This window comes from Bacillus sp. FSL M8-0266 (assembly GCF_038613425.1).
Lineage (GTDB): Bacteria > Bacillota > Bacilli > Bacillales > Bacillaceae > Bacillus > Bacillus pumilus.
Genome location: NZ_CP152015.1, coordinates 1,418,018 through 1,428,501, shown reverse-complemented (window position 1 = coordinate 1,428,501; position 10,484 = coordinate 1,418,018). Strand labels below are relative to the sequence as shown.

General features: G+C 38.3%; 15 protein-coding genes. All 15 read right to left on the bottom strand.

Translation table 11 applies throughout. The features are described 5' to 3' along the window. Positions 1-77 precede the first annotated feature (77 nt). Positions 78-398 (bottom strand): hypothetical protein, encoded by a 321-nt coding sequence (locus tag MKY83_RS07155; protein WP_268508155.1) that lies wholly within the window; start codon positions 396-398, stop codon positions 78-80. Positions 399-475: 77 nt separating this feature from the next. Then, entirely contained in the window at positions 476-1,084 is a 609-nt protein-coding gene (locus MKY83_RS07150; protein WP_185106897.1) for a major tail protein, read from the bottom strand. Between the two features lie 14 nt (positions 1,085-1,098). Then, positions 1,099-1,491, bottom strand: coding sequence for a hypothetical protein (locus tag MKY83_RS07145; RefSeq protein ID WP_342488440.1), 393 nt, complete (start codon positions 1,489-1,491; stop codon positions 1,099-1,101). After that, positions 1,488-1,871, bottom strand: a complete 384-nt coding sequence (locus tag MKY83_RS07140) for an HK97-gp10 family putative phage morphogenesis protein (RefSeq protein WP_185106900.1) — start codon at positions 1,869-1,871, stop codon at positions 1,488-1,490. The genes MKY83_RS07145 and MKY83_RS07140 overlap by 4 nt, the downstream gene beginning before the upstream one ends. Then, positions 1,871-2,203, bottom strand: coding sequence for a head-tail adaptor protein (locus tag MKY83_RS07135; protein WP_113387281.1), 333 nt, complete (start codon positions 2,201-2,203; stop codon positions 1,871-1,873). The genes MKY83_RS07140 and MKY83_RS07135 overlap by 1 nt, the downstream gene beginning before the upstream one ends. Next, entirely contained in the window at positions 2,185-2,487 is a 303-nt protein-coding gene (locus MKY83_RS07130; RefSeq protein WP_283924443.1) for a head-tail connector protein, read from the bottom strand. Before MKY83_RS07130 ends, MKY83_RS07135 begins: the two co-directional genes overlap by 19 nt. Before the next feature lie 12 nt (positions 2,488-2,499). Beyond that, the gene (locus tag MKY83_RS07125; RefSeq protein WP_342488436.1) at positions 2,500-3,681 is read right to left on the bottom strand and encodes a phage major capsid protein; all 1,182 of its coding nucleotides are present in this window, start codon (positions 3,679-3,681) and stop codon (positions 2,500-2,502) included. A 54-nt stretch (positions 3,682-3,735) separates the two neighbouring features. Beyond that, the gene (locus MKY83_RS07120; protein WP_185107940.1) at positions 3,736-4,326 is read right to left on the bottom strand and encodes an HK97 family phage prohead protease; all 591 of its coding nucleotides are present in this window, start codon (positions 4,324-4,326) and stop codon (positions 3,736-3,738) included. After that, positions 4,304-5,539 carry a phage portal protein gene (locus MKY83_RS07115; protein ID WP_342488434.1) on the bottom strand — a complete coding sequence of 412 codons (1,236 nt, stop codon included), beginning with the start codon at positions 5,537-5,539 and terminating at the stop codon, positions 4,304-4,306. The genes MKY83_RS07120 and MKY83_RS07115 overlap by 23 nt, the downstream gene beginning before the upstream one ends. Before the next feature lie 6 nt (positions 5,540-5,545). Continuing rightward, positions 5,546-5,746, bottom strand: coding sequence for a hypothetical protein (locus MKY83_RS07110; RefSeq protein ID WP_106032436.1), 201 nt, complete (start codon positions 5,744-5,746; stop codon positions 5,546-5,548). 14 nt (positions 5,747-5,760) lie between these two features. Continuing rightward, complete coding sequence (locus tag MKY83_RS07105; RefSeq protein ID WP_342488432.1) at positions 5,761-7,488, bottom strand: terminase TerL endonuclease subunit; 1,728 nt, start codon at positions 7,486-7,488, stop codon at positions 5,761-5,763. Beyond that, positions 7,475-7,963 (bottom strand): phage terminase small subunit P27 family, encoded by a 489-nt coding sequence (locus tag MKY83_RS07100; protein ID WP_342488431.1) that lies wholly within the window; start codon positions 7,961-7,963, stop codon positions 7,475-7,477. The genes MKY83_RS07105 and MKY83_RS07100 overlap by 14 nt, the downstream gene beginning before the upstream one ends. 214 nt (positions 7,964-8,177) lie before the next feature. Then, a complete protein-coding gene (locus MKY83_RS07095) occupies positions 8,178-8,861 on the bottom strand; it encodes a hypothetical protein (protein ID WP_159159648.1) in 684 nt (227 codons plus the stop codon). Between the two features lie 72 nt (positions 8,862-8,933). Next, a complete protein-coding gene (locus MKY83_RS07090; RefSeq protein WP_159159647.1) occupies positions 8,934-9,311 on the bottom strand; it encodes an HNH endonuclease in 378 nt (125 codons plus the stop codon). 249 nt (positions 9,312-9,560) lie between these two features. Then, positions 9,561-10,343, bottom strand: a complete 783-nt coding sequence (locus tag MKY83_RS07085) for a hypothetical protein (protein ID WP_276736209.1) — start codon at positions 10,341-10,343, stop codon at positions 9,561-9,563. Positions 10,344-10,484: the final 141 nt, after the last annotated feature.

The window sequence follows — 10,484 nt, the reverse complement described above, 5'->3', positions numbered from 1 at the left end:
CTTGTACCCTTCTTTCATTAAATCTTCGTAAATATCATCTAATGATTCTAGGTAATCTTGCCACGTTTCTAAATGCTCTATTTCTGTGCTTTCACCGCTTTCTTTTTCAAGCCGTCGTTTCCCTTTTTTTGTCCTGTCACTTGCATCATTACATCAGCAATAGTTGGAAATGTCTGATCAGACGGAACATTGTCCAAAAAGTCATCATAGGTAAATTGCTTCCCAAATACATCCACAACATAAGTAATCATTTCATCAAGCATTGTAGTACCTTCAATTTCCTCTTGTTCTGCTTGCGCTTGCAATTCAAGCGCACGTCTTAATTGACGAGCTGAAGGCATATCTTTTGTGTACGTTTTTTCTTCTTTTGTTTGTGCATCAATCATTGTTAATTTCAACATATTAAACACCTCGTATATTTTTTAATGAATCCAGTTTAACCAGGTAAAATAAATTACCTGGCTATCAGAAAACACTATTTTTTTGTTGTGGTGCTTGATGGCGCTTCCGCTGTTCCGTTGTCGCCGTCAGTGCTAGGGGCGATCCCTTTAAAGACAAAATCATAAAATCCCTTTTCAGTGAATCCAGGGCTTGCACTATGCGCCATGACATAGGTTAAGCCATCAGATTTACGGGGCATGAATTGTCCCTCAATAGTTGGCGTGATAAATTCGACTTTATCCTCTTTTGTTTTGCCTTCTGTGGACGGAATACCGAATTTTCCCCTTAAAAGCGCAACATACCAAAAACCGCCCTTTGTTTTCTGCCGGAATGTGACAGCAACGAAAGGTGGATCAGTATCTTTTCCGTATGTCTCAAGCCAACCGCCGATTGTTTCAGCACCTAGCAATTTATTTTTCATTTCTGTTGTAAGATCAGCCACGCCGATTTCTAACTTTGCTTCACCTACGCCCGATCCTTCTTGATCAAATACGCCATCATCACCATAAAGCACCGCAATTTCCGAGCTTGGTTCTAATTTTGATTCAATTGCCCCAGGTACATTTATTACTTCGGTTGCTTCTTTGGCGGCGTCATCCTCAAAAACGCCGACTCTAATATCTCTCAATCCTGTTGTAGCCATTTATTTCATCCTCTCTATGAAAAATTGATTTCTATTTCTTTATTTGCTCTGTACCTTCGTGCATATCTGTACAGCTTTATATCCGGGTCTTTATCAAAGGCGGAAGCGTATTGCTGATAGTCAGCCGAAGCCATCAAACGATCAATAATCGGTTGTATTTCTTGCGCTTCCTTGATTGTCCCGGTCCATAAATCTATTTGAATATCAACGCTTATGCCTGTCGCTTGATCATCCTCATACGCATTACGATAGCTTTCAAGCTCATTGATACGGATCATTGGGGCTTGATCTACCTTTTGATCTGTTTCCGGAACGTCCACAAGAAAGACTTTTTCATCCGGCACGTAGCTTGTCAGATCGGATGATCCTGTCAAAATCATTTCTACTTCTTGAATTGGCAGCATCATAGACCAAGCAACCCCCTATAAACACTTTGCATTTTTGATAAAACGAGTTGTTCATACTCGTTGATCGTGCGCTCTATAAAACTTTGCGGACGCTGCTTGATCGTTCCGAAGTTTGTAAAATGCAGCCTATAAGCCGTTTCCTTACCATAGCCAACGGTAGAAAATATTTCTCCGTCCTCTCTTGGTTTGGAATAGAAAACATCTGATTTTAAATGCTTCTTGTTGCCGCTATTGCTATCAAATGGCGTGTTCTTTTCCAAGCCATCTGCCATTAGTTTTGCGCCGGCATGAACGGCAGCCTTTTCCGCTTTTACATTTTGACGAGCCATCTTTTCAATGGCTTTATATGTTTCTTCTAAACCACTAGTTTCAAGCGCCATCAGCTCACCTTCTTTACAAAGACATTGATCAAGTCTTTGTCCTGCTCGTTCGGCAGAATATCAATGACTTGATAAAGCTCGTTGGTCAAGTGGTCCTGTACATGCATAGCATTGGAAATGGTTGATACTTGTTGATAGCGAATAACATAGGTCAAACTATCTTCTAAAACCGTTCCGGCTGTTGATAGCTTTTCTCTTAATTTTTGATCTCGCCGTTCCGCCCAGGTGGTGAAAAGTCTTTCTAATGTGGTCGTGTTCTCCCTGGATATAGGGTCTTTTGTATTTTCCTTTTTCACAAAAGAGATCGGCGTATTTAATCGTCCATAATCCATGAAGGGTATTCTCCTTTAAATTGTTGAATGTACGACATAACACCGAACGGCACTTCTTGCAAATTCTTGTTTGATACCGCTGATCGGTTTTCATATCTGTGTCCACAAAGCATCATGACCGCATCATCAAAACAAGGATTATCAATAAAAAAAGCGTCCCTTTCTTTCGATAAGGTGACGCAATCTTTAATAAACTTTTCAGAAGCCGCTTTTATGGTTTCTAGCATTTTGTCATCCAGGTCATGAGTGATCCTTAAAGCATGTTTTAATTCTTCAAGGGTCATATTTCTTCACTCCTATTCTGTAGCGCCTGTTTCAACTGGCGGCTTGATTGTTACATAAAAGCCTGCGTTTTTGTCCGCTTGCTTTACGTCGAAACGAATAGCAAGGGAAAGGACTTGACCATACACCGCATTTTCAACCCACTTCGCAACAACGTCTACACGATTCGCAAAGAAGGCAGCTCGTTTTAAGTCACCGATAAACATGTTCATATCACCGGCTTTTTTACCGAGCAACTTATCATCAACAACCTTGATCGGGCTTCCGAAAAGCGTTTTGCCCGATGGTGAAGAAATGTTACTTTGCAAGATGTATTGACCGTTTTTGTCTTTTAACGTATCTAGGAATTGGAATGCGGATGACGTCGAAAGAACATTACGAACATAGGCTTGCTTTAAATCAACATTTAAAATCTTTTTAATGTCGTCCGTTCCTGTAACTGTTTTAGCTGTAAACGTCTTTAAGACGCCTGCAATCTTTGTGTTTCTTGTATTTCGTTTTACTTGTTGCAAATGATCCGCTACAAGTGCCGTCAAATCTACGCCAGCATCATCAATTGATTCTTGAGAAATAGCCAATTGACCACGATACGTTTCAACTTTCCATTCGATGTTATTGAATTTTGGGTTTGCTAGCTCTGGATTTTTCTCAAGTTCCGCAACCGACACAAGTTCGGTTTCTGTGTTTTCCAAAACTGGATATGAACCGGATGGTGCTGTCACATTGACTTTATTTACAAATTCAGCTAGATCAACAATATCTTCCGGCGTTTTCTGCGGTGTCGTAATGACCTCGATAGGAATAACTGCCGCTGCTCCTTCTGTTGTCAAACCGTCTCGGACTTCACCTCTAGTACGCAAGAACTTTTCAAAGCTGCGGCGCTGTTCCTCAATTCCTTTATCCAAGCGAACCTGCGGCGTGCTTAATTGAAGTGATCTTTCTTCGCCTGTTTTTACTCCACGTGCCCCTTCTGTGATTTCTTCCGTTTCCATTCCTGCCAATTCTTCTAATTCTTTTAGCTTTTCTGTCATTGTCTCGATCTCTGCTTTTAAAGAAGTGATTTCATCTTTAATCGTTTTTGCTTCATCTAGCTTGTCTTCTTCCGCTCTTTGATGAGCCTCTTTGATTTTTGTATTGATAGCCGTTTGTCTCTTTGTGATCTCTGAACGTAATTCCTGGATTTTCTCTCTTAACATGTGTACATGCTCCTTTTCCAAATAAAATAAGCACCCGCAATGTACGAGTGCTTTCTAAAGACTTAATTCAATTAGATCAAGCTCTAACTTGATTTTTTCTTTTTCTAAATGGCTGCTTTGATGCTGCAATAAATGCCGCTGTGCGATTGATACGTCTGTATCTTCATAAGCCGGATAAGTGACGATAGAAACATCAGTAATACGTGAAATGTTGTTTAAGCTCCTCAACGGCAGCCCCGATTTTTCATCTCGTTTAAAGCTGTCGCCATTTTTGGCAAGGTGAAAGCCGAATGAACAATTTGAAACGTTGCCAAGTCTCAAGTTTTCATATAGATCGTTTGCGTATTGCGTGTTCGGTAAAGACAATTCAAATCGCAAGCCAATGTCATCCACAGATAGTTTCAATGTTCCGGCTTTGGTCCTTCCCAAAATTTTAGAAGGATCGTGATCAATAAGCGCCCTTACATCTGACATATCAGCATTTTGCAGCGCTCGTTTTTCAATGGTTTCGATGAAGCCGCCCAGGTTTTGGCTGCGTGTACCAAATTTCAATGCATAGCCTGTGATCATCCTGCCTTTATCGGTTTCTTCTGTGGCTTTTAGAGAACCCTCTTGAATGGCTCTAATCTCCTTCTCCAATATCATCACCCCCTTTATCGACCGAAGAAATCGGAAGCCCTTTCGCCTTTGCTTTTTGAATTTCGTCCATTATGTCAACATCCACATAGTTCAAACTCATAAAGCGCCTATCTCCATTTTCAATAGGCGCGATTCCGTATTCTGCTAATGCGTCGTTTTGCGAATAAATGCCGTTTTGAAGTAATGCAATGACATTTTCCCGCTTTGTTTTAGCGTCCGTTTCCTTGAATCTTCTAGCGTCAAACTGAAAACGTTTGGTCCTGCTTTCCGGGTAAAAAAGCATTTTGAAATTTAATTCCGCTGTAATGGCAGCAAAGTAATTTGAAAGCGTGTTTGTCAAATAGTCCAGGTTTGCTTGTTCTAACGAAGTGTTCACTTGCTCGATCCCCAACTTATGAGGCGGCAACCCGAACACTTTCGCAATTTGTTTGGTTGAATGCGTGTAGTTATTGACGATCTCAAGAACCTTCGTACTGATTTCAAGCTGCTTAAATTCTTCGTTTTCACTCAAAATGGCTATTCTTTGTTGATTCCTAACACCCGAATTGACCTTTTCAAATTCATTACGCAAGTTTTCCCTTGCTTCGGGCGACGGTACGCCTTTTTTAAGCGTTACAATACCGCTTAAATTTGTGCCACGTCTAAAAAAGTCCGTGACAAGCCTTTTGCCCGCTTCCTGGCTTTCAAGTTCGTGCTTGAGACATGATAAGAGGCTCTTTCCGTTTACCCCATCCAGTGAGGAAAACTTGATATGCAGTACGTCAGACGGTTTCAAAATAGCTTCTTTTCCGTCAGATGGGTAATAACGATAAACAATATCGTTCCGTCCCTTTATTTGATCAACCGAGACTTCACTATTTAACATGTGAATAAGCTCCCAGGGCGTGCCGTCTATATCCCGTTTGATATAAGCAAACGATTGACCGTTTAAAAGCGCATTGGCGACAAGGATATATTTAAATGAGTACCCCGAGTAATATTCGTTAGGGCGTTCATTGATTAGTTGAAACAGGTCACTATCCTTTTCTTCTATTCCGTTGTTTCTTATCATTATTGGGCTTGCTGCTATGTCAGACGCCAATACGTGAACCGCTGTGAACACATCACTATTTTTAATAGCTGTTGCCGGAACATAACTTAAACCATCTAAGCCCACCAAAATTTCGTTAAATTCCCTCTGTCCTGCGCTTTGTTGATTTATTGATCTAAAGAACGCCAATTTCCTCTACCCCCTTTCTGTTTCATGGTTGAGAAGAATGGCAACAAAGACTAGCAAAATACCACTAGCCGCAATCCCCAAAATCATCCCGACCATATAAACGGCGGTATTGATGAGGATTAGCCCTAACAAAAACAAAAGAGTATGAAGGTTCGATATGAAGAACCGCCATACTCCTAAAATTAGATGATTGAATTGTTTTGGCACTCTTTCCCCTCCTTCTATATTCCAAAGTCTTCACTTTGATAGTAGGCGTCCCAATCTGTTTCGTTTTGCTCGTAATGGTACATTGCTTCTGTATATGCATTCATTAAGGCAGCGATCGGGTCAATTTTTTCACGGTTCAAGTCCTTGTCGATCTGCACCGTATCATTGACCTTTTTCAAAATGGCGTTATTAATTGCAAGGTTTAGCAATGGGTTGTTTGTATGAAGAAGGCGTTGATCCATGACGTTGAGTCTAAAGTTTTTCGTCGGCTCTGATAATGTCCGTACCCCTTGCCTTACTTCAATAGCAGGATAGCCATATTGTTCAATTTCATTTAAAAACAATGAAATGTTATATGGATCATAAAAGATGCCCTTCACTTGCAAATCATTTTTCGTTAAGTGATCGACCATGTAATCAATCACTTGTTGTAAATTAATGATGCCGGACTCTTTGTCTGTTATTGTGCAATACCCTTCTTGCTCAAGCCGCTTGTAGTCAATTTTGTCACGCTGTATCTTGTTTTCTAAACCGCCTTTACGCCCGACAAATGAATGACTATCAATATAAAAGTTTTCCTCGGCATCCTCTAAAGGATAAATAAAACCGAGTGAAGATAAATCTTCCGACCTGGACAAATCCACACCGATATAGACAGGTTTCCCGTATATATCCGGCTTTTCCTCAACGGCACAATCTTTCCAATCGTCACCGTTCAATAAACTATCGGAAGAAGCAGAACGCCACAAATTAAAGTTTTTAACAAGCGTTCCGTTCAGATCGTCTTTTTCCTGGGCTTCTTTCAATTTTTTGCGTAAGTTCTTGAGCAATTTCTTTTTCATGCTTTCAACTTCAAGTAACGGGTTACTTTTTATCCAAGTGCTTTCGTCGCTTATCTCTTTTTCGTCATCTTGCTCATAGACAACGGCAAAATAGTTTTCGTTCTCTTTCTTCCCGCTCAATATATCCGTTACATACGGGTATTCTTGTGCATACATAGGACCGTTGAGCTTAAAACCCGCTGTACTAATGATCAAGATAAGTCCCTGGTCTTGCTGACCTTGTGAAGACTCTAAAACCTCAATCATTTTGGTATTTGTAGCTGTGTGAAATTCGTCAAGAATGCCAATTAATACGTTTAAGCCATCAAGGTTGTCTGTATCACGAGATAACGGCATGATGATGCTATCCTCTAGCAAAAAACGAATTTCATTTTGAATAATCTTGGTCATTTTCTTAATTTGTTTTGATTTCTTCCGCAACTTTTTAAGTTGCATAACAATCATGTTAAAAACCGCTTTTGCTTGTTTACGAGAGTTTGCCGTCGTGTAAATCTGTCGATCGTATCTAGGCGCATCACCGAAAAGCAATTCATATAAAGCGATCCCGGCAACAAGAACGGATTTACCGCCTTTACGTGCCATGCTGATATATGCCTTTGTAAATCGTCTATATCCTGTTTCTTTGTCTCGCCAGGCAAATATCATATAGACAATAAATTTTTGAAAGAGTGCTAATGACGTAGGTTTACCCGTTGAAATATCCGGCAGCATTTCAAGAAACTTTACAACCTTCGCCCCTTTTTTTGGCTTGTACTCGTATGGATAGTTAGGATCTTTTGATTTTTCAAGATCCCGCAAATGTCGTTCACACGCTTGGATGACTTTTTTACTTGCTACAATTTCCCCGTTTACTACTTTTTCAGAGTAAAGAGTACCGGGGTCTTTTTTAATCGTCGTCATCCTGCCTCATTGCCTCAAATATATCGTCATCCTCGCTGTCATCACCTAAACCAACTAGACGTAATCGAGCATCAAGCGCAAGACCAAGTTGTCCCGCAATGGCTCGAATCTCTTTCGACATTTGCATCATGATTTCAATAGACGGGTTTTTCTTTTTCACTTCAAACCCTTTACTATTCACTTCAAAAACGACTTGTCCCTCTGATGCCACATCTTCTAGTGCCTGTCGATACTGTGCGTAACTATTACAGTACATAGCCAACAAAGTGCGATCTAGTTCCGATATTGGCAGCTCGATAATATGAGGGTAAATTCTTACCCATTCGTTTTTTGCCATTGTTGACAGCCAATAAGGCGGGTTCTCTTTCAATGGCGAAATGCCTTTCAATTTTTCTTCATGCTGCTGCCGCTGCTCTCGTTCTTCGTTTGATATTTGCCCTTTTAATGTGTCCGTCATTTGTTTTCTTCTCGCCAATAAAAACCACCACCTTTCAGCAAAATCCAACCTATAAATTTTAGACAATCAAACAAATGAGAAATACCGCTCTATCTCAACGCCTGTAAAGGATCAAGCCATTTTATGAATGAGTGAAAAATCGCAAAAAACGGGTAAAACCAAAACTCCATTTCAACACTTTTTTTAAAGTTGAGGGGACGCCGATTTCTAGGAAACAAAAAAGCCCACCCCGCTAATTTGCAGGGGGACTTGAATAATTCCTATAAAGATTAGACAAAAACCATGCTACAGTTTTAAGATAATCAAAACAGAAATCTTTTTCTAAAATAATAGAGTTATGAGACCCGATACTGATTCCCTCCATTTTGTTAATCTTATTTTTAACTTGTGTATACTTTTTTGACCTACCTATGTCACCGCCATTGTGAACTATTTCATTTCTAATTAAATTTACTTTAAGAATCATTCTCCATTGCTCTGATCCACAAGGAAATTGCTGTTCTAGTTTTTCCGTAATAAATGAACCAGCTTTAGTTAAAGTGTTCCACATAACGATTTTCGAGTATTTTTTCGAGTTCTTTTTATTATATTTATGCCATTCCTTTTCATTTCCAAACCTACAAATTTCAACAACATACTCTTCTAATAAAGAATGAATCCTTATTAAAAATGAGTATCTATTCATCTGTTCAAACTCTCTAGCATATGGATCAAGAAACGGCAATATAGATTTATCGTAATGTTTTAAATCTTCATCAGGTAGACTTTCTAAAAAATCACTTGTTCTTTTTTCAAATACCTCTTCTACATAATCCATAAGTTTATGAATGTTATTTATTTTTTGTAGAATAAAGATATCGTACACTTTTGGAATATTTGATGGGGACAAAAACCCAAGCAAAGTAACCTCGCTCATATACTTCTCTCCTCAGCAGGCAAATTTTCTATATTATAGAAAATATTATAAAAGACATCAACTAAAATATTGTCACTTCTTAAATGTCTTCTGGTTATGATGAAACTGGCAAAGCACTTCAAGATTGTTTAAGTCATTACGCTTTATATCATCATGAAACACCTCTCTAAGCTCTTTATACTTATGATGGACCACTAACCTATTGGACATGTTTACACGTCCTTCTGCGGCACATACAGCGCATCTGTAATGACTCTCACGCTTCTTTGCTTCTCGAAGTGATTTCCATTCTCTGCTTTGATAGTATTTGTAATGCGCTTTGTTCTCCCTGTTGTATCTCACATCTTTGTTGTATTGCTTATCAGCATAGCCCTGATGCTTCATACAATAGCTTTCGGTCCAGTCTATATATTCTCGGCATGACGGTACGTTACAACGTTTTAAGGGCATGTATTCATCCCTCTCCCACTCTCCTTTTTTATTTGATCTAAGCCGTCCCTGTTTGAAGCCGCCATTGATTTTGAAAACAGACAGGGACGCTTTACTGCAAATAGCATAAGCACCATCGTTAATTCTACTGCAAGCTCGAACTTTGATTCTATTCAGATCATCTACTAAAAAACGCCCTCCCTTTTGGGAAAGCGCCATAATACAAATATTAAATTAAACATTGATTAGACATATTTTGAATAAGTTTGGCTAGTTATTGGAACTTGAAGTATTTTCAGTCTCAACCTTTTTTTCTTCAATTTTTTCTAAAATAAGATCATTAAGAAGTTCTTCATAAAGCTCGTTCTTTTTATTAATCCTGTGACCTAGAACTAAGAATTTACTCGCATAAATTAATCCCAGTAAAAGCAAAGTTACTCCATTAGTAAGATTAATAAAACTTTTATCAATTGAAGTTGCCCCATGTGTATTGTCAAGATACTTTATTACGTCCTTATTTAAAATGACAGAAGTCGTTAAACCAAGGATTAAAGTTACTATCGAATTACTAAAGAAATTAAACCTTTTTTTATCTGAACTAACTTTATCAAATATTCTTAATAACTTTAATCTTGCTATATCTTGTTCCTTATCTTTTTCTGCCCAATCATTGATAGATTCCTTTATTTTTTGAATCTCTAATATAATGTCATTGGTTTTCGGAATCTCATGCAAAAAATCATTACTCTTTAAATTCTTTATATAGATTGGGTCATTCCTGCTATTTAAATAGAAAACAAAAGTTAAAACCCAATAATTAACAGACAAATAAATTAAATTATATAACAGAAAAATCATAACTTCAAATACTTCCATCGAAACGTGAAAAAGCAACAAAATTATAGAAACTGAAATTCCCCATATTATCAACTGGATAAGTCTTACGGAAGAATTTTTTGATGGAATAAATATAAAAATTATAGTTTTTTTGATCACCACCACCAAATAAAACATCACCCACAAAAAATAAAACAATATCTTATTTATTATCATTATAATTACCTCCCGGATTTATATCGGAAGGAGACATAACTACTGAAGTAATCGCAAATTTTGTCGAACGAAAAAACGACCTCCTTCGGAAGCCGTTCTCAATCTATCGCATAATACAATATTACAACTTTTTTTCTGTCA

Bases quoted from the DNA above. Each gene is read 5' to 3' on its own strand.
- MKY83_RS07150 (WP_185106897.1), bottom strand. From the start codon at position 1,084: ATGGCTACAACAGGATTGAGAGATATTAGAGTCGGCGTTTTTGAGGAT.
- MKY83_RS07145 (WP_342488440.1), bottom strand. From the start codon at position 1,491: ATGATGCTGCCAATTCAAGAAGTAGAAATGATTTTGACAGGATCATCC.
- MKY83_RS07140 (WP_185106900.1), bottom strand. From the start codon at position 1,871: ATGGCGCTTGAAACTAGTGGTTTAGAAGAAACATATAAAGCCATTGAA.
- MKY83_RS07135 (WP_113387281.1), bottom strand. From the start codon at position 2,203: ATGGATTATGGACGATTAAATACGCCGATCTCTTTTGTGAAAAAGGAA.
- MKY83_RS07130 (WP_283924443.1), bottom strand. From the start codon at position 2,487: ATGACCCTTGAAGAATTAAAACATGCTTTAAGGATCACTCATGACCTG.
- MKY83_RS07125 (WP_342488436.1), bottom strand. From the start codon at position 3,681: ATGTTAAGAGAGAAAATCCAGGAATTACGTTCAGAGATCACAAAGAGA.
- MKY83_RS07120 (WP_185107940.1), bottom strand. From the start codon at position 4,326: ATGATATTGGAGAAGGAGATTAGAGCCATTCAAGAGGGTTCTCTAAAA.
- MKY83_RS07105 (WP_342488432.1), bottom strand. From the start codon at position 7,488: ATGACGACGATTAAAAAAGACCCCGGTACTCTTTACTCTGAAAAAGTA.
- MKY83_RS07095 (WP_159159648.1), bottom strand. From the start codon at position 8,861: ATGAGCGAGGTTACTTTGCTTGGGTTTTTGTCCCCATCAAATATTCCA.
- MKY83_RS07090 (WP_159159647.1), bottom strand. From the start codon at position 9,311: ATGCCCTTAAAACGTTGTAACGTACCGTCATGCCGAGAATATATAGAC.
- MKY83_RS07085 (WP_276736209.1), bottom strand. From the start codon at position 10,343: ATGATAATAAATAAGATATTGTTTTATTTTTTGTGGGTGATGTTTTAT.